Below are 18889 nucleotides of genomic sequence, written 5' to 3'. Positions count from 1 at the left end.
CAAGGATAAAGCATGAGTTATCAAGTATTGGCAAGAAAATGGCGACCAAAAACCTTTAACGAGGTTATTGGGCAGCAGCACGTCTTGGCGGCACTTGCAAATGGTTTACGTGAAAATCGCTTGCACCATGCTTATCTTTTCTCCGGCACCCGTGGTGTGGGCAAAACCTCCATCGCTCGGTTATTTGCTAAAGGACTGAATTGCGTCAACGGCGTGACGGCCGAACCTTGTGGTGAGTGCGAGCACTGCAAGGCCATAGAAGAAGGCAATTTTATTGACTTAATCGAAATTGATGCCGCTTCCCGCACGAAAGTGGAAGATACCCGAGAATTACTGGATAACGTGCAATACAAACCGGTGGTTGGACGCTATAAAGTGTATCTTATCGACGAAGTGCATATGCTTTCCCGCCATTCCTTCAATGCGTTGTTAAAAACCTTGGAAGAGCCGCCGGAATATGTGAAATTCCTGCTTGCCACTACAGATCCGCATAAGCTGCCGGTGACAATTTTGTCCCGTTGTATGCAGTTCCATTTGAAGGCTTTGGAGCCACAACAAATCTCTGCGCATTTGGCCGATATTTTGCAACAGGAAAATATTCCGTTTGAAGATCTGGCGTTGGATAAGTTAGCCAATGCAGCCCAAGGTAGTATTCGAGACAGTTTAAGTTTAACGGATCAAGCCATTGCCATGAGTAACGGCAAGGTGACGCTGAGCGTGGTAAAGGAGATGCTTGGCTTATTGGATGAAAGTCAAGCTATCGACATCATTTATGCCTTACAACAAGGTAATGGCGAAAAACTTATGCAGGTGGTGAATGCTGTTGCCGATAAAGCTGGGGATTGGGATGAATTATTACGGGAAGTGGCGGAAAATTTACACAAAATCGCCATGCAACAATTATTGCCACAACCGAATATTGATGAATCCAATCAAATTGGTTTTTTAGCCAAGCATATTGTACCGGAAGATGTGCAATTCTTTTATCAAGTATTGGTTACTGGCCGAAAAGAACTCACCTTGGCACCAACGCCACGCATGGGGGCGGAAATGGTGCTATTGCGTGCCTTGGCATTTCATCCGAAATTAGTGAATCATGTCATTGCTACGGAACCGGCGCAAAGTGCGGTAGAAAATGCTACTAAATCTTCGATGCCATCCGCTGCACAATCGGTTCATGCCATTGAAATGCCGGTAGTGTCTCAAGCTATCAAGGCACACTATCAGGCAAAAAAACAGCCGATTCATCAAGATGTTCCCCATCAAGCCAATCTTCAAACTACACAGGCTCAATCTTTGGAACAACCCGCCGAAGCGTTGGTGAATTCGCCGGTGCTTAATGCATTAGAAGGCCTGAATCAATTAGGGGCTATGCCAAGCCCTAGTGCATCAGAAAAAAAAAAGTCTGAGCACTTAAGCGAAAATTCGTTGCCAAAAACGACCGCACTTTTAGCCGATAAAGAAAATAGGGAAGCGAAAAGTGCGGTAGAAAATTCAACCGAATCCGATACCGATGAAAATGATGGCGAGCTGCTTGGTGAGGACTATCGTTGGGAGTGGAGCAATCCAGAACTTGCCAATGTGCAAGAAGGCCCAAAACCTTCCGAAATCAAGGCCGCCATTCTGCAAGACATCACACCTGAATTACAACAAAAAATCGTCAATTTAACTCAAGAACAAGATCGTTGGGCACGCTTAATTGAGCAAAGTGGTGTAGAGAATCTCACTAAAGAATTTGCTTTGAATACCTTTATTTGGCAGGAATCAGATGATGAATTAAAACTTGGTGTGCGTTCCAGCCATTCTCATTTGAATCAAGAAAAACATCGTAGTGCTTTGCAACGAGCAGTTTCTCTTGTGCTAGAAAAAACGTTGCAGTTGACTGTGGATGTCAATGATGATGCAGCTTACTTAACGCCAACAGATTATCGCCGTAAAACTTACATGACATTGCGTGAACAGGCAGAAATAGATGTATTGCAAGATAAGAAACTGAAATTATTAGAACAGGCATTTAATTGCACGATTGACGTGAAAAGTATTCGCCCGGTGTAAGGTTGATTTCCAATGCGTAAGATTTTATTTGTGATTTTTGCTGTGTTAGCTACTGTTCCTTCTTACCTTTTTTATAGCGTGGAGATTTTTTCTCCCGTTCATATCGAATTCCAACAGACTGAGAATTTAGCTTATCACCCGATGAAAACAGATAGCGGTTTGACTTGTTTCCAAACGGAGGAAAATATTAACTCGATTCAGCAAGATAAGTTTCGTTTATTGATTTGGAATGTGCATAAAGGGTTGGATCATGGTTGGCAAGAAGAATTGGAAAATTTAGTACAGGGTAAAGATTTTCTGTTGTTACAGGAAGCCACCAATACGCAAAACTTAGCCGAGAAATTTTCATCGCAATTTCCTACCGCACTTTATGCTACGGCCTTTGCTTATTTAACACAGCAATCCGGCGTGCAGATTCTTTCAAAATTTTCACCGCACTTTTACTGTGCCGGTGCAGAAGTTGAGCCTTGGATTCGCATTCCTAAAGTGGGGGAGGCCATGACATTTCCATTGGCTAATGGGCAAGCCTTGCTCGTGGTTAATGTGCATTTGATTAATTTTGAAATCAATCTTGCTGCTTATCGTCAACAACTTAGCAGACTGATGTCATTGGTGAACCGACATCATGGGCCGATTGTGTTGGCAGGAGATTTTAATTCTTGGAACGGTTATCGCTTAGCGTTAATTCGCGAACTGGCAAAGCAATATGATTTACAGGAAGTGAATTTCTCTGAGGATCATCGCCTGCGCTTTTTAGATTATCCGTTGGATCATGTCTTTTTACGCGGTTTATCCGTGACTTCCGCAACCACCCGCCCAACTGAGGCTTCCGATCATGCTCCATTGTTGGTGGAGGTGGATGTATTTCATTAGACTGCTGCCGTCACCACAATTTCAACTTTCCAGCGTGCGTCCGCTAATTTTGCCTCAACAGTGGCGCGCGCAGGGGCATTGTTTGTATCACCCCATTCATCCCAAGCATGATTCATTTCAGCATAATCCAACATATCGGCAAGGAAAATTTGAGCATTTAAAATACGACTTTTATTCGTATTGGCTTTGGCGAGTAATTTATCAATTAATGAGAGAACTTCTTTCGTTTGTGCGTAAGCATTTTCTGTTAGCGTTGTTTCTGGAACTTGACCCGCTAAATAAGCAACACCGTTATAAATTACCATTTCCGATAAACGGGCACCGCTGTCGATACGTTGAATGGGGTGCATCTTTTTCTCCTCGATTGTTTCAGCACAAAAATAACCGCTGGAGATTATACCAATTTGACGGAAAAAGCTCTAAAATTCTTGAACCTTTAAACTGATAATAAGTCCTATTTATGAAACTACTAATTTCTAATCAGCATGGCGCCATCGTAATGGCCTTAATGCCATTTTTATACGGAATGTTACTCGGTCGCCCTATTTGGCAACATGTTTTCTTCTTATTGGCATGGTTTTCGTTATATTTAATGACCTATCCGTTCTTAAATTTATTTAAAGGCAGAAATTTAGAACTGTATATCAAATGGTCATGGATATATTTCTTCGCTTGTGTCATTTTTGCCATTCCAGTGGTAGTTTATAACTGGCACACTGTATTATTTGTTGTTGCCATGTTGCCGTTAGTTTTAGTTAGTATCCATTATGTTAAGCAAAAAGATGAACGTGCATTTTTAAATGATTTAGTTGGGATTATTATTTTTGCTATCGCCGGTATGGGGTCTTATTACTTCCCTGACCGTGCGTTTGACCACAATATTTGGTTGGTCGCTTTATATCCAAGTCTATTTTTTATCGGAACCACATTGTACGTAAAATCGGTCATGCGTGAACGCAAGAATCCGTTATATTTGAAATTCTCTATTGGTTTTCATGTGGTTTGTATTCTTGTCTTCCTCTTGTTCCAACAATATTTAATGGCATTCGCTTTTGTACCGCCGTTAATTCGTGCAATTTGGTTACCGCATAAGAAATTATCGGTAAAGCAAGTTGGGCTCACCGAAATGGGCATTTCCCTCTTGTTTTTCGCCAATTTGTTATATGCTACTTTATGAAGATGATGAAAAAACAGTTAAGAAATTTTGCGATATTGTTGGGGCTATTCAGTTTCTCCGCACAGGCAATCGATGATGTGGCCTGGTCGGTAGAGCAAACTGCGCAGACCATGAGTAAGTTTGTACAAAATAAACTGAATAATGATGAATTAAGAAATTTAGCAAGGCAATTTTTTGCTCAAGATGATGCCCGTACTGCCTTTAATATTATGCGGATTTTAGCATTAAAAGATGATCGAAATGCTCAATTAGATTTAGGTCGTTTTTATTTTGGTGGCGACGGCGTTGAGCAAAATTATGAAAAAGCCTATTGGTGGTTTAGTGAAGCAGCAGAAAAAGGCAGTGTCAATGCGCTGACCAATTTAGGGATTATGTATGTCGGAGGCTACGGTATACAAAAAAGCTTGAAACATGGCATGGAGTTATTGGAGCAATCAGCAGAATTCAACGATTCTCATGCTATGCTCATTTTGGGCATGCTATATTTTAACGAGAACAAAATTAAAAATTTTAATAAATCTTTTCACTGGTTAGAAAAAAGTGCCAAATTAGGTAATGAAGAAGCTATTTTTCGTCTAGGCCTGATGTATGAACACGGTGTCGGCACCAAACGCAACCGTCCAATGGCAATTTCTATCTACCGTGACCTCATTGCTCAACAGAGCCATTTTTCCGGAATGGCACGGGAAAGACTAGAGATGTTAAGTTATTATCAATAACCATAAAAAAATCCATCTAATAAGATGGATTTTTTTGTTGAGTGGTTTTTTCAAATTCTGATCCTTTCTCAAACAGGAATACACTCGATTTTTAGGATGTTTTAGTGAGTAAAACACCCTAAAATTTAACCGCGCTTTGAGTTTATTTTAAGATGGTTCCTACGATACTTCGTGTGTTTTCTTTTACTTCGTTCAGTTGCACGCGGATAAGATCGCCGATTTTATATTGGCGCTGATCTTTAATGTAGAAGGCTATTTCATCATTATTTATGGTGATTTCCTCTCGGTTGTCATGGAGTGTGGAGGCCGGGATAAACATGGAGGCACCGTTTTCCAACAGCATGACACGCAAGCCGCCGCGGGTGACGTCTTGTACTTCGGCTTCAAATTCGACTTTGCTTTCCACCTTATCCGCCAAATAACGACAATATAGCCAATCGGCAATATCACGTTCCACCAAACGATTTTGGCGACGTGCTTCTTGCAAGCGGGCAAGTACCGTTTCTTCCGGTTTGGTAAAATCGCGGTTGGCTAAATGGGCTTTGATTAAGCGATGGTTCACCATATCGGAATATTTGCGGATTGGCGACGTCCACGTGGCGTAACCCTTTAAGCCTAGGCCAAAGTGCGGTGCTAATTCCGCTTTAAATTCTGCGAAAGTGAGGAAACGACGCAAACGGAATTCCAAATAATCTCCTTCAATCGGTTCAATATCATGGCGCATTTGGCAGTAACCTTTTAAGGTTGCCAAATTTTCTGGTGCATAACGGCTTTGTAATTCCGCTTTATTTTCATCATTGGCTAAATTAGCTAACAAGAAATTGTGGGCGTTTTCCAAGAATTTTTTATCGAATCCGCTGTGCGTGTTAAAAATGCCGCACTGTAAGTTTTCATGTAAAAATTGGGCGGCGCAGATATTCGCGATAATCATGGATTCTTCCACGATTTGGTTGGCGATACGGCGATACTCCGCCTTAATTTCTTGCACTTTGCCGTTTTCTGCCAGCACGAAAGAATAATCCGGTTTTTCTTTAAAAAGCAGTGCGTGGGTTTTGCGCCATTGCGTTCTAGTTAGGGTAAATTGGTGCAACCAGTGAATTTGCTGTGCCGTTTCCGGATTTTCCGGTTGCCAAGCATTGTCTTTGTCTTCTAAGTAATCAGAGACTTGGTTGTACGTTAATTTATCTTTTGATTGCACATCGGCTAACACAAATTTTGCCGGCGCACTGATGTTGCCCTGTAAGTCCGTTTGAATGTAGCAAACCAATGCCGGACGGGTTTCGTGAGGTTTTAAGGAACAAAGCTCATCAGAAAGTTCCCGTGGCAACATCGGAATATTGAAGCCGGGCAGATAATTGGTGAAACAACGTTGTTTGGCGTCTTTTTCGATTTGTGAATTTAAACTGATATAAGCCGTCGGATCGGCAATGGCAACCACTAATTTCCAGCCGGTTTGTTCACCGTTTGAGGCAATAGGCTCAATATACAAGGCATCGTCCATGTCCTGCGTGGTTTCAGAGTCGATAGTGACGAAGTGAAGTGCGGTCAGATTTTCGCGCGTTTCTTGATCTTGCATTTCATAGTGATCTTGTCCTTGTACCGGTTCACGCGGTTGTTCGTGACGCGCAAGTGTCACCCACCAAGGTGCCAGTTCATCATCGGCGTGGCAAATAAATTGAGTGATTTGCGCATAGAAAAAACGATCGTCGCGCAAAGGGTGGATTTTTAAGGTTGCCACAACCCAATCGCCTTCCTGTAATTCTTCTTTGACGGCTTTGCTTTGCGCGGCGCCAATGGGCTGATTAATGTTAGGGTGATCAACAAGCACCTGCAATTTCTTGTCTTTATTGAACCGCACTTTCGCGATAAAACGGGTAAGCATCGGCTCGATTAAGGTCTCCGGTTCGGCTTGTTCTTTATCGCCTTGTTTTTCGATAGTGGCACTGATTTTGTCGCCGTGCATCACTTTTTTCATGGCAGGTGGTGCAATAAAGTAGCTTTTTTTATCACATTCTAAAAAGCCATAGGCTTTATCGGAGCCTTTTACCGTGCCTTCTACACGTTCTTTACTGTCATGAATTTGTTGTTTGAGTTGTGCGAGTAATGGGTTGTCTTGGAACATAATTATTTTTATCGTAGGGCAGAGTGGAGTCCGCCGAAGCCGTCATAAAATGGCGGACTAAAATCCGCCTTACAAATAGAAAAGGCAGGTTAAAAAACCTGCCGATAAAATAAAGGAAGAAAAAATTATTCTTCGCCTAACTCGCCCATGGCGGTGATGCTGAAGCCTGCATCAACATGGACGATTTCACCGGTGATGCCGGATGCTAAATCAGAGCATAAGAACGCTGCGGAGTTGCCCACATCTTCAATGGTCACGGTACGGCGTAATGCAGCGGTTTTCTCGAAGGTTGCCAACATTTTCTTGAAGTTTTTAATGCCGGAAGCCGCTAAGGTACGAATCGGGCCTGCGGAAATGGCGTTCACGCGAATGCCGTCTTTGCCTAAATCTGCTGCCATCACACGGGTTGCCGCTTCAAGAGAGGCTTTGGCTAAACACATCACGTTATAGTTTGGAATGGCACGTTCTGCACCTAAATAAGAAAGGGTTAATAATGCCGCGTTAGGATTCAAATATGGACGTGCTGCTTGCGCCATTGCTACAAAACTGTATGCACTGATGTCGTGGGCAATGCGATAACCTTCACGGGTTGCCGCATTCACATAGTCGCCGTCTAATTGATCGCCCGGTGCGAATGCGATGGCGTGTACAAAACCATCAAATTTATCCCAGTGTTTGCTTAATTCTGCGAAGCAGTTTTGAATGCTTTCATCGGTGGCAACGTCTAACGGAAGAACGATGTTTGCGCCAAATTCTTTGGCAAATTCTTCAACACGCGGTTGTAATTTTTCATTTAAATAAGTGAAGGCTAATTCTGCACCTTGTTCTTTCATGGCCTTAGCGATACCGTAAGCGATAGAACGGTTGCTGGCGAGACCTGTGACTAAAATACGTTTACCTGTTAAGAAACCCATAGTTATTCCTAAATTGTTTGAGTTAAAAAGTGGCAAGATTATACTTGTTTTGCCGGTCTTGAGCAATGTGGCGGTTTTTGGTTTAACCAGTTAAGCCGGATTATCTATATCCTTAAATTCCACGTCAAAACCGTGTTCTTTTGCCAACCATTCGCCGAGAGCTTTAATGCCGTAACGTTCAGTGGCATGGTGCCCGGCAGCAAAGAAATGAATCCCTTGCTCTCTGGCGGAGTGAATGGTTTGCTCAGATACTTCACCTGTGATAAAAGCGTCACAATTTTGTGCTGCGGCAAGGTCGATATATCCCTGTCCGCCACCGCTACAAATACCGACTTTACTAATAAAGTGCGGTCCGTTTTCCGTGCAAATTAGCGGTTTGCGGTTTAACACGCGTTCAATGCGTTCGGCAAATTGTTCGGCGGTTGACGGTTCTTTTAAGGTGCCCCACACCGGAATGCTGACTGCGTTTTGTTCTAACGGTTGAAGATTTTCAATGCCAAGTAACCGGCCGAGCAGGGCGTTGTTGCCGAGTTCGGGGTGAACATCTAAAGGCAAATGATAGCCGTATAAATTGATGTCATTGACTAATAAGGTTTTGATTCGCTTGCCTTTCATACCGCGGATACAAGGATTTTCGCTTTTCCAGAAATAACCGTGATGAACAAGCAAGGCGTCTGCTTTTTGCTCAACGGCATAATCAATTAGGGCTTGGCTGGCGGTGACGCCGGTGATGATTTTTTTGACTTCGACCTTGCCTTCCACTTGTAAGCCATTTGGTGCGTAGTCGTTAATAGTATCGCTATTGAGCTTTTGATTAAGCAGATTTTCTAGGGCTAAATTTTGCATAAAGGTTCTCTAAAAGAAGAAAAAGAATGGCGTAATAATAATGGCTTTAGTAGGGAATAAGAAGAAAAAAATGGCCGATGCGAAGATCTTTTGACAAAGACGTGGGGGAGTTTTTGCATCGGCCACTGTGTTTAAGAATGACGACTATCTTAAATAAAAACGACTTCATTATACAATTTAATATATAGCGATCAAGCTAAATTTAAGTTTTTTCGACAAGAAATTTATGCTATGCCAATTAATTTATGCGTTTGTACACTTAATAACCACTTTGGTTTGTTGGGGCGTTGGTTTAATAAACCTAATTGGGTAATGGTTTCCAGCAAATTCATTTTGCCGTTGATTTCGCAAGGGGAAAGGTAGTAGCGAGTCGCCTGAATGTTCTCTTCAATCAACGCACAAAAATCACTGACATCGCCGTCTGCAACAATGCGTACTTCATCGGCAAATTCAATGCAACACTGTTCATATTTATGTTGATATAACCGTTTCGGGCTGGTGGCGATATAGTCAATTTGTGTGGGAATCGGTTTCAAGCCGTTAGTCTCAATGGCAAGAAAATAGCCCTCCGATTTCATTTGATCCAGCAGAAGCTCAATATTCGGCACAATGGTCGGCTCGCCACCGGTGATAATAATATTCTTTGCTGAAAATGACCGCACTTCTTCCATGATTTGCGCTAAGGTCATGCGTTCAAATTGATTGTAATTAGTGTCGCACCAAGGACAGGCGAGGTTACATTTGCCGAAACGTACAAAAATGCTTGGCATACCGGTGTTAAACCCTTCACCTTGTAGGCTCTCAAAAATCTCAACGATATTGTAAGAAGGCGTAAAAACGTCAATTTTTTGCACTGCACTTATTCCTCATATTCACAAAATGACGTTGGGGTTTCCCATAAACGGATGGCAGAAACCGGCAGATTTTCTTCGTCTTTCAAACGACGATAAATAAACTGTGCCAGCTGCTCGGCCGTCGTGCGAAACGGTACACCAAAGGTTTTGGAATCCAGCTGTTGTAACAATGTGGCGATTTTGCTTTCCCGCTCGCTGGTTTGATCGTAAATGAAAGCATGATCCATAGGATCTAAAACGGCACGTTTTACAATGGTTTTGAGATCGCTAAAATCAATCACCATGCCCTGTTTGGCACCGATTGCATATAAATTACCGCACACTTCAACTTGTAATTTATACGTATGCCCGTGCAGATTTTGGCATTTCCCGTCATGCCCATCCAACAGATGGGCCATATCAAAACTAAATTCTTTAGAAACTTTAAACATAATCAGCCTGTTAATGTGGTTAATAATGATCTAAACCGTTCGCTAACATAAAACATCATCGGCAGTCACAGAGGTGGTTGGAAAGAAAAGAGGAAATGTCATGTGATACCTAGTTTTTTTATGTAGGAGGTTTGCGAACTACAAATTGAAAATTGGCGGTATTATACAATGCACGGTGGCTTTTATGTGATTTATTTATAGTGCGTTGATAACACAATGAATTTTTATTTTATGTATGATGAGTTGTTTGTGCGTGAAGGGACGTTAGCAGTAGATTTTCAATATTTTTGAGGGAGGATAAGTGCGACTCTCATCTCACGCAATGAAAAAATATCAACATTTTGGTGATTCTTTTGTCTTATCTAAGGTGGTCTTTTTTTAGAGACAGTGTGAAGCGACTACTTGCAAGTCTGCTATGTAGCCATTATTTAATAAATCAGTTTTTTATGTCACTTAAATAATATTAAAATAGATTAAAGTGCGGTGAAAAATTAAGGTGTTTTATTGCATTCTTTCCTTTTTTGAGGCTTTTATGAAAAATATAAAAAAAACTATCTTTTTACTTCCATCTTTGCTTTTGTTGAACCCGTTAAATAGTCTTGCCGATGTAAAGATGTCTTCTGATAATTCCAATATAAATTCGCCAACAGTGCAAAAAACAACTTTAAAGGAAAGCGGATTAATGCTGGATATTGCAAGGCACTTTTATCCGCCTGAAGTTATTAAATCTTTTATTGATACTATTAGCCAGTCGGGCGGGACATTTCTGCATTTACATTTTTCCGATCACGAAAATTATGCTTTAGAAAGTCGGTTGCTGAATCAGCGTGTGGAAAATGCGATTCAAGATAAAAGCGGAATTTATATTAATCCTTACACCAATAAACCCTTCTTGAGCTATCAACAGCTTGATGACATTAAAGCATATGCAAAATCAAAAGGCATTGAGCTTATTCCCGAACTGGATAGCCCGAATCACATGACGGCGATTTTTACGTTATTAAAACAAGAAAAGGGGGAAGCCTATCTTCAATCTTTAAAATCACCACAAAATGATGACGAAATTAGCATTACCAATCCGGACAGTATTGAGTTTATGCAATCTTTGTTGGCTGAAGTTATTCATATTTTTGGTGACAGTACTAAGCATTTTCATATTGGTGGTGATGAGTTTGGTTATGATGAAAATAGTAATCATGAATTTATTGCCTATGCCAATAAATTAGCTGATTTTTTAAGAGAAAAAGGATTAAAAACCCGAATTTGGAATGATGGTTTAATTAAAAATACCGTCGATCAATTAAATCCTAATATTGAAATTACCTACTGGAGTTATGATGGTGATACGGAAGATGAAGGCGAGGCAAATCGACGTCGTCATCTGCGGGTGAGTCTGCCGGAATTAGTCGAAAAAGGTTTTACTGTTTTAAATTATAATTCTTATTATCTTTATATAAATCCTAAAACCTCTTCAACGCTTTCGCATGATGCGAGCTTTGCTCAAAAAGACGTCTTAAATCATTGGGATCTTAGTGTTTGGGATGGACAAAATACGGAAAATAAAGCACAAGATACCCATAAAATTGCCGGCGCGGCTTTGTCTATTTGGGGAGAAGATGTCAAGGCCTTGAAAAGTGAAGCCATTCAGAAAAATACAAAAGGCTTACTGGAGGCGGTGATTCAAAAGACGAACAGTGAGATTAAATAAAAAGTGCGGTCGGTTTGAAAAATGTTTTTTAACTGACCGCACTTTTTATTACTCAGACTAGAATGATTGTACTAGCAGGGTATGATTGCCATGAAAGATAGTAGATTGTTTAGGATACTGTATTACGTATTAGAAAAGGGGAAAGCTACTGCAAATGAACTAGCAGATAGGTTTGAAGTATCAGTAAGAACGATTTATAGAGATATAGACTCAATAAGCAGTGCAGGTATTCCAATTTATGTTATTCAAGGAAAGGGTGGTGGAATAGAGGTTGCTCAAGAATTTATTCTAAGCAAATCTTTACTGTCCCAAAATGAAAAAGAGCAAATAATGACCGCACTTCAGAGCCTGGAGCATACAAGTAAGTTATATGAAGGAGAGCTGTTAACGAAGCTATCTGCGCTATTTAAAATGAAAAATCAAAATTGGATAGAGATTGATTTTAATAATTGGCAAAACAATGAGGCATACGAAAAAACTTTTAATGATTTAAAGTTCGCTATTTTGAATAGAAATATCATTTCCTTTTCATACTTTAGCAGTAATCAAGAAAAAACATGTCGAACGGTAAAACCTGCTCGCTTATTATTTAAAGGTCAAGATTGGTATTTGTACGCTTTTTGTTTACTGAGAAATGATTTCAGATATTTTAAGCTATCGAGAGTTAAGAATTTAGAAATACTACTATTACATTTTAAAGAAAATTTTGGTGATATAAGACTAAGAAAAGATATAAAGCCCGACAATATGGTGCGAATAAAAGTGAAGTTTGATCGTAGGGCTGCTTTTAGGGTATATGATGAATTTAATGGAGATATTACTAAGGATGATGAAGGAAATTTATATACAGAAATAGACATACCTAATAGCGATACGTTATATAACTATATATTTTCATTTGGAAATTATGTAGAAGTGCTAGAACCGGAGGAGGTTCGGTTCCATATTAAAAACCTGGTAAATGAGATAGCGGATAAATATAAAACATGACAAATGGTGTCAAGTTTTCCCCTGTATAATGGAACCTGTGAAATTATATAGGAGAAAACTAAAATGAAGTATGAATGGAAAAAGAACGAGAAACACCTTTATGGCATAAAACAAACACCTGAGCTTGTAGATGTGCCAAGCCAAAAGTTTATTATGATACAGGGAGCAGGTAACCCTAATAAAGCGGATTTTTCAGATAGAATATCCACGCTGTATTCGCTTGCATATTCAATTAAGATGTTATTTAAATCCATGATGAAGAATGAATCTGACGATAAAATCACAGATTTCACAGTGTATCCTTTAGAGGGGATTTGGGAAAAAACCGACGAAGATGGGTTAGATAAAGATAAGCTAAAATATACGCTTATGATTAAACAACCTGATTTTATTACACAAGAAATTTTTCTAAATGCACTTGAAAATGTCCAAAAGAAAAAGCCAAACGTCTTATATAATAAAGTAAGTTTTGGCTGTATAGATGGTGGTAAAGCAATTCAAATATTGCATATAGGGAGTTATGACACTGAACTTGCCTCCTTTGAAAAAATGGATAAATTAACCAAAGAACTGGGCGTGTTTAGGTGTGCTGATTCTCATAGAGAAATATACTTGAGTAATAAAAACAAAACTTCGGAAGATAAATTGAAAACAATTTTAAGATATTTCGTAAGATAAGAGATGGTTTTGCTCCTTGACCGGTGTTACTTACTCTTTTATATAAGCGAATATCTTCCCCGTATGAGTTAAAACAAAAGTGCGGTCAGTTTGAAAAATGTTTTTTAAACTAACCGCACTTTTTTTGTCAATTAAGCAAATTCGGCTTGATGTGCCATTAATTCTGCTTTGGTGAGGGCAAACACGCCGAAGCCGCCATTAGGGAGATCCAACCAATGGAATGGTACATCGGGGTATTGTTCCATTAAATGCACCATGCTGTTGCCAACTTCGCAAATCAATAGACCGTTGTCGGTGAGATAATTAGAAGCCATGCGTAAAATTTCTTTAGTTATGTCTAAGCCGTCATTGCCCGATCCAAGTGCCATTTCCGGCTCATAATGAAATTCTTCCGGCATATCGGAGAGATCTTCCAAGTCGACATAAGGTGGGTTAGCAACGATGAGATCGTATTGTTCTTCCAATAAATGAGAGAACAAATTCGATTGAATCGGGAAAACACGGTGGTTCAGATTGTGGCGTTCGATATTCATTTCCGCCACATTGAGCGCATCAATAGACAAATCAACCGCATCTACATCAGCTTGTGGGAATTGTTCGGCGCAAGCGATGGCAATGCAACCACTACCGGTGCACATGTCTAAAATTCGTTTTGGTTCGTAGTTTAAGAGTCCTGCAAAGCGCTGTTGAATGAGACCGCCAATCGGTGAGCGTGGAATGATGACCCGCTCGTCCACATAAAATTCTAAACCGCAGAACCACGCACGATGAATTAAATAAGCAATAGGGACGCGTTTTTCCAAACGAATCATGACTAAACGAATTAATTCTGATTTTTCCGCCATGGTTAAACGGGCATCGTACAATTCGCTTGGAAAATCCGGCGGTAGGTGTAAGGTTGCCAGCACAAGTTGTTGTGCTTCATCCCAAGGGTTGTCATAGCCATGTCCGTAGAAAATATCGGCACGGTTGAAAATAGTGTAAGTCCAGCGTAGAAAATCTTTGATGCTGTGTAGGTCGTTTTGTACGTTGGCAGAATAAATATCGTCAATTAATTCTTGATTAAAGGCAATTTCGTTCATGATTTTCTCTTATCAATGTTAAAATTGGGGCTAGTTATATCATATTTGAAATAGGAAAGCGAAAATGTTGGATGAAGATGACATTTCTCTTTTTCGCGCCGAAATTAAGGGCGTTAAAAAGTTAAAACAAGATACGTTTTTGCCGCCTCGGCAGAATAAAAAGAAAGCTCAAATTGCCTTGAAGGACATGCGTGAACAACAGGACACGCTGTTTTATTTTTCTGATGAATATGAACCGCTGTTAAACGATGAAAGTGCGGTCAAATATTTGCGTGAAAATGAAGACTCCCATTTGTTGAAACAATTGCGGCGAGGGGATTTTTCGCCCGAGATTTTTTTGGATCTACACGGCTTAACCCGCGAGCAGGCGAAGCTGGAATTGGCGGCATTAATTCAGACTTGTGAGAAAGAGCATATTTATTGTGCCAGTGTGATGACGGGATACGGCACTTACACCTTAAAGCGTCAAATTCCTCGTTGGTTGGTACAACACCCTAAAGTACGCGCCTTGCACCAAGCCCCGAAAGCGTGGGGCGGTGATGCGGCAATTTTGATGTTAATTGATGTTTAGTCAAACTGCTGAATCGCACGATAAAGCGAGGGCAAAATCTGATTTATCATGTTGAGCTGTTGCATGGGAATATGGGACGATTGTTGCGTGGCTTTATCCTTTTGTGCTAAGTGGTTTTGCGCCTCTTTTAACGCGGTTTCAATCGCTTGTTGTAGCTTATCAAAAATTGCCGGTGACAATTGCTCAATATGTTCCAAAATATAAATAATTTTCTTCGCTGCCGGATAAAATTCGGCTAAAAAGAATGTGCTTTGTTGTAGTCGCTTCATTTTGCTGCGATAAGCCCCTAGGGCAGAAATGTAGCTAAGCAAAGAATAATTAATTTTTAATAATTCAAATCCCGCCTGCAAATGTGCTTGGTATTTTTTCGGTTCGTGGTTCATGTTAGACATTGTCGCGCTTAATGCCGCCGCATATTCATGGGCATAACGGCGGGCAATGCGATATTTTAGATTATCCCCTTTACCAAATTGTAGTTGACTGACGATATGCAACAAATATTTGGCATTGCTTTTAATCGCTTGACGACTTACTTTCTCCAATTGTAAATATTTCCAATCCGGCCATAAATAAGAGACGGCAAACCATGAAATGGTGGCGCCAATGAGCGTGTCAATCACCCGTGAATATAGCGCTTGTTCCACATCGAATCCCATCACATCAAAACTGAAAATTACCTGTAACGTAATGAAAAAGGTGGAAAAACTGTAATTATTGGTACGGAAAAAGAAGAATAGAGTGCTGGTGAGAACAATGAGCCCTAATTGTAATTCTAAGGTTGGGTTGGCATAGGGTAGTAAAGAACCGAACACTACACCAAGAATAGTACCGAGGATTCGTTGCTTAAGTCGTAACTTAGTGGCGGTGTAGTTTGGCTGACAAACAAACACCGCGGTGAGCAATACCCAATAACCGCGATCTAACGGTAAAAACTCACCGATCGTACAACAAATAAAAACCACAATAGATAAACGTACGGCATGGCGGAACAGTTGTGAATTAAAATTAAAATGGCTGCGAATGGTGAATAAAATATTTTTCAGGCCGGTAATTTGTTCCGTATAAATTTGAGCCGTGTCGGTTTGTTCAAGCTCGTTTATCTCTTGATCGATATGGCGTAATTGATAGTCCACGCTTTTTAAATTATCCAACAAGGTTTGGATATTAATCAGGATCTCGTTTTCTGTGCCGTGTGTGTTGTAGTAAAGCTCAAAAGATTGGTTTAAGCCATTAATGGCTTTTTCCACACGGGAGTCGTAACGATAGGTTTTGTTTTGTTGCAAGCTGAACGCAACATCACGACAGGCCTGTGCTTGTAGCTCCAGTAGGCGTTGAATGCGGAAAATCAAATCGGTATTTTTTAAGTGTTCAGCCAGCATTTTATAATTAAAATGGCTTGAACTGATTCGCTCGTGAATATCTTGTGCGGAGAAATAATAGCGAATCATTTTCGTGGTACGACTGTGACGATGTTGCCCCCGAATACGATAAAACAGCGCGGTTCTGGCGTCATTAAATGCATTAATGAGCTCGCTGTTTTTCATTGCCATAGTGATATGTTTATTCTCAATCTGATCGATATCGTCAGGATCGAAAAAGGTGGATTTTGCATCAAGGTAATTTGCTAACGCAATAAACGATTTTGCTACGCTTTCCTGGACGGGACGGTTAGGGAAAAATAAATGCACACATAGGGTTGTTACGCTATACAGCAATGTTCCGCACAAAATCATCAGCGGATTCATATACCAAACGGTTTCAGGCAAATAGGTTAATGTGGTATATAACGCTACAACCAAGGTGCCGAATGCGATGGTGCTATAACGTTGGCCAATAGCGCCGATCATTGTGAAGGCAAAGGTCATCGCCGTCATTAACAGCATAAATTGCCAGTTGTGATTAATACTGAGTTGAACGCTGATAGAAGAAATAGAAAAGGCGAGAAGCGTGTAAAACACATTTTTAATTCGACCGGTTAAGCGGTTATCCAAATCCACCAAACCACCGGCGATAATACCCAACACTAGCGGCATACTTTGCTCGGAAATGTTGAAATACCAAATGGCAATCATCGCCAGATTTACGGCAATAAAAATAGGAATGGAGGCGATGACTTTTGCATTAAACCAATGATTCATGCTTAACCTTAGCTCTTCTGCACTATTTATAAAAACGATCGTATTGTGTTGCGTTTCGTTGACGAATTAGCTCTGCCATGTCTTTAGGGATGACCCGTTGCCCCACCGGAAATAATGCGATTCTGGCAATGTTGAAATGAGCCAACCCGGTCGGGATGCCGATAATCGTAAGACATTGGGAAACACCACAAAAAATATGCGTGATAAATAACCACCAACCGAAAAAAATAAACCAAACAACATTAAGTAACGATCCAATAGAATTTTCCACCGCACTTTTGGGTTCTAAATATTTAACATGAATTAAATCATTGCCGAATGGCAGCAAAGACATTTTACAAATTTCCCAACAGCTACGGGTATAAGGAAGCGTGATAATTAATGCGGCACTCATGACGGTAGCAAATAACCAGCCAAGTGTCGTCACAAAGCCCCCGAGGACAAAATTCAGAATATTTAAAATTAAACTTAAGTTCATAAGCATTACTATTTCAAACGTTCAGCTAAATAACCTTGATAGTCGGGAATACGGATATCGCTATTACTATTAAATAATGGCGAGGTGATTAAAAAATCCGCACTGGCAATATTCATTGCCACCGGAATATTCCACACTGTTGCGATTCGCATAAGCGCTTTCACATCGGGATCATGTGGCACCGCATTCGTGGGATCCCAAAAGAAAACCATTAAATCAATTTTATTTTCGGCGATTAACCCACCTAATTGTTGATCTCCACCCATAGGCCCACTGAGCAAGCTGTTTACCGTTAAGCCGGTTTCCCGATGAATGAGATTACCGGTAGTGCCAGTGCCATATAATGTGTGATTGGCCAATAAAGTGCGGTGAGTTTTACACCAGTTTATGAGGTCTGCTTTACAGTGGTCATGAGCCACTAATGCGATGTGCTTACTTGCCGGTAATGTGCGATAGGTTGTTTGCATAATTGCTCCTAAAATAAAAAGTGAGCGGGCGGGCTCACTTTTTGCAGATAAATTTAACGGGATAGATCACCGATTATTTTTGTTTTTTAGCCCAATCAATGAAACGCGCTTGTGTTTCTTTATCGGCTTGTTGATACCAATATTGCAACATTTGTTCTGCGACGTTTTCACCTTGTAAAGTCACCTTACCTTTATTAACTTTACCGCTTGCTGCAGCACTGGCAACAACAGCTGCGGCAGGTGCTGCGGTTGCACTTGCGAATGCCGGTACGGCGGCTGGTGCGCCGGAGGCATTATATTCACCTAAGTCTTTGATTAAGCTCGTTGCTGGGAAGAAGCCTTCCTGCTTCAAATATTCTTGTTGATTAGCAACATTCGCGCCTGATTGGGTTTTTACGCTGATAACAGGGGATTTTTTGAAAGCATTAATGTCGCGTTCATTTTGCAAATGCGGAGCAGAAATCGCGATGTCTTCATTTGAACCTTGGAAAGTCACCACAATTGGATCTGATTCAAATAAAGAGCGGTCAGAACCCATTTGAACAATTTCGGATACACGTACCACCACTTGGTGTTTTTGCGTATCATTGATATTGAAAGAGCGGGTTTCTTTTAAGAGGGATTTGCTCGGTTTTTGGCCGTCAATGGCTAAGAAATCAATGTTTGATGAACCTGTTACCACACCTGCAAAGCTCGCAGTACTGGCTAAAAGTGTTGCAGCTAATGCAGCGAAACGAAATTTCATATTTACTCCTGTTTTGAAGGACATTAATTAAAATTAGATGA

At 40.5% G+C, this 18889-nt stretch carries 19 protein-coding genes and 1 riboswitch; of the genes, 8 read left to right on the top strand and 11 right to left on the bottom strand.

From position 1 onward, the window contains the following. The first annotated feature begins 12 nt into the window (after window positions 1-12). Together dnaX and EL144_RS03165 are read left to right on the top strand one after the other, a co-directional pair. Window positions 13-2055 (top strand): DNA polymerase III subunit gamma/tau, encoded by a 2043-nt coding sequence (gene dnaX / locus EL144_RS03170; RefSeq protein WP_065336505.1) that lies wholly within the window; start codon window positions 13-15, stop codon window positions 2053-2055. Window positions 2056-2067: 12 nt separating this feature from the next. Next, the gene (locus EL144_RS03165) at window positions 2068-2928 is read left to right on the top strand and encodes an endonuclease/exonuclease/phosphatase family protein (protein WP_005703672.1); all 861 of its coding nucleotides are present in this window, start codon (window positions 2068-2070) and stop codon (window positions 2926-2928) included. On the opposite strand, the gene EL144_RS03160 is transcribed toward EL144_RS03165, so the two are convergent. After that, window positions 2925-3278, bottom strand: coding sequence for a RidA family protein (locus EL144_RS03160; RefSeq protein ID WP_005703673.1), 354 nt, complete (start codon window positions 3276-3278; stop codon window positions 2925-2927). The genes EL144_RS03165 and EL144_RS03160 overlap by 4 nt on opposite strands. Before the next feature lie 110 nt (window positions 3279-3388). Between EL144_RS03160 and EL144_RS03155 the strand changes: the two genes are divergently transcribed. Then, the gene (locus EL144_RS03155) at window positions 3389-4105 is read left to right on the top strand and encodes a YwiC-like family protein (RefSeq protein WP_005702663.1); all 717 of its coding nucleotides are present in this window, start codon (window positions 3389-3391) and stop codon (window positions 4103-4105) included. Beyond that, window positions 4102-4824, top strand: a complete 723-nt coding sequence (locus EL144_RS03150) for a tetratricopeptide repeat protein (RefSeq protein ID WP_032995097.1) — start codon at window positions 4102-4104, stop codon at window positions 4822-4824. Before EL144_RS03155 ends, EL144_RS03150 begins: the two co-directional genes overlap by 4 nt. Window positions 4825-4966: 142 nt before the next feature. Here the strand turns inward: EL144_RS03150 and rnb are convergent, their stop codons facing one another. The 5 genes from rnb to queD form a co-directional block, all read right to left on the bottom strand. Then, window positions 4967-6946: an exoribonuclease II gene (gene rnb / locus EL144_RS03145; RefSeq protein WP_005703675.1), complete on the bottom strand. Its 1980-nt coding sequence runs from the start codon at window positions 6944-6946 to the stop codon at window positions 4967-4969. 125 nt (window positions 6947-7071) lie between these two features. After that, window positions 7072-7860, bottom strand: a complete 789-nt coding sequence (locus EL144_RS03140; protein ID WP_005703676.1) for an enoyl-ACP reductase FabI — start codon at window positions 7858-7860, stop codon at window positions 7072-7074. Between the two features lie 90 nt (window positions 7861-7950). Then, window positions 7951-8706, bottom strand: a complete 756-nt coding sequence (locus EL144_RS03135; RefSeq protein ID WP_005703677.1) for a Nif3-like dinuclear metal center hexameric protein — start codon at window positions 8704-8706, stop codon at window positions 7951-7953. Between the two features lie 224 nt (window positions 8707-8930). Then, window positions 8931-9560 (bottom strand): 7-carboxy-7-deazaguanine synthase QueE, encoded by a 630-nt coding sequence (locus EL144_RS03130; protein ID WP_005703678.1) that lies wholly within the window; start codon window positions 9558-9560, stop codon window positions 8931-8933. Between the two features lie 5 nt (window positions 9561-9565). After that, on the bottom strand, window positions 9566-9991 hold the full coding sequence (gene queD, locus EL144_RS03125; RefSeq protein ID WP_005703679.1) for a 6-carboxytetrahydropterin synthase QueD: 426 nt from the start codon (window positions 9989-9991) through the stop codon (window positions 9566-9568). Between the two features lie 103 nt (window positions 9992-10094). Continuing rightward, a riboswitch (PreQ1 riboswitch) is annotated at window positions 10095-10139 on the bottom strand. Window positions 10140-10673: 534 nt separating this feature from the next. Here queD and EL144_RS03120 point away from each other — a divergent pair. The 3 genes from EL144_RS03120 (at window position 10674) to EL144_RS03110 (ending at window position 13367) form a co-directional block, all read left to right on the top strand. Then, window positions 10674-11699 (top strand): family 20 glycosylhydrolase, encoded by a 1026-nt coding sequence (locus EL144_RS03120; protein ID WP_032995124.1) that lies wholly within the window; start codon window positions 10674-10676, stop codon window positions 11697-11699. A 90-nt stretch (window positions 11700-11789) separates the two neighbouring features. Then, window positions 11790-12689 (top strand): helix-turn-helix transcriptional regulator, encoded by a 900-nt coding sequence (locus EL144_RS03115; RefSeq protein WP_032995099.1) that lies wholly within the window; start codon window positions 11790-11792, stop codon window positions 12687-12689. A 63-nt stretch (window positions 12690-12752) separates the two neighbouring features. Continuing rightward, complete coding sequence (locus EL144_RS03110) at window positions 12753-13367, top strand: GyrI-like domain-containing protein (protein ID WP_005703683.1); 615 nt, start codon at window positions 12753-12755, stop codon at window positions 13365-13367. Between the two features lie 131 nt (window positions 13368-13498). Here EL144_RS03110 and prmB read toward each other — a convergent pair whose 3' ends face one another. Then, window positions 13499-14449 carry a 50S ribosomal protein L3 N(5)-glutamine methyltransferase gene (prmB, locus tag EL144_RS03105; RefSeq protein ID WP_005703684.1) on the bottom strand — a complete coding sequence of 317 codons (951 nt, stop codon included), beginning with the start codon at window positions 14447-14449 and terminating at the stop codon, window positions 13499-13501. Window positions 14450-14513: 64 nt separating this feature from the next. On the opposite strand from prmB, the gene smrB reads away from it, so the two are divergent. After that, window positions 14514-15020 (top strand): endonuclease SmrB, encoded by a 507-nt coding sequence (smrB, locus tag EL144_RS03100; protein ID WP_005703685.1) that lies wholly within the window; start codon window positions 14514-14516, stop codon window positions 15018-15020. Here smrB and yccS read toward each other — a convergent pair. The 4 genes from yccS to EL144_RS03080 form a co-directional block, all read right to left on the bottom strand. Then, a complete protein-coding gene (yccS, locus tag EL144_RS03095; protein ID WP_005703686.1) occupies window positions 15017-17158 on the bottom strand; it encodes a YccS family putative transporter in 2142 nt (713 codons plus the stop codon). The genes smrB and yccS overlap by 4 nt on opposite strands. 22 nt (window positions 17159-17180) lie before the next feature. Then, entirely contained in the window at window positions 17181-17642 is a 462-nt protein-coding gene (locus tag EL144_RS03090) for a YccF domain-containing protein (RefSeq protein WP_089503472.1), read from the bottom strand. 2 nt (window positions 17643-17644) lie between these two features. Next, window positions 17645-18103 carry a methylglyoxal synthase gene (gene mgsA, locus EL144_RS03085; RefSeq protein WP_005703689.1) on the bottom strand — a complete coding sequence of 153 codons (459 nt, stop codon included), beginning with the start codon at window positions 18101-18103 and terminating at the stop codon, window positions 17645-17647. Between the two features lie 73 nt (window positions 18104-18176). After that, window positions 18177-18848 carry a curli polymerization inhibitor CsgI-related protein gene (locus tag EL144_RS03080; RefSeq protein WP_032995101.1) on the bottom strand — a complete coding sequence of 224 codons (672 nt, stop codon included), beginning with the start codon at window positions 18846-18848 and terminating at the stop codon, window positions 18177-18179. Window positions 18849-18889: the final 41 nt, after the last annotated feature.

Origin of the sequence: Aggregatibacter aphrophilus ATCC 33389, from assembly GCF_900636915.1 — a bacterium.
In the GTDB taxonomy this organism is placed as follows: Bacteria; Pseudomonadota; Gammaproteobacteria; order Enterobacterales; family Pasteurellaceae; genus Aggregatibacter; species Aggregatibacter aphrophilus.
Note: the sequence above shows the minus strand (reverse complement) of the source record. Positions and strands in the feature narration are given on the sequence as shown.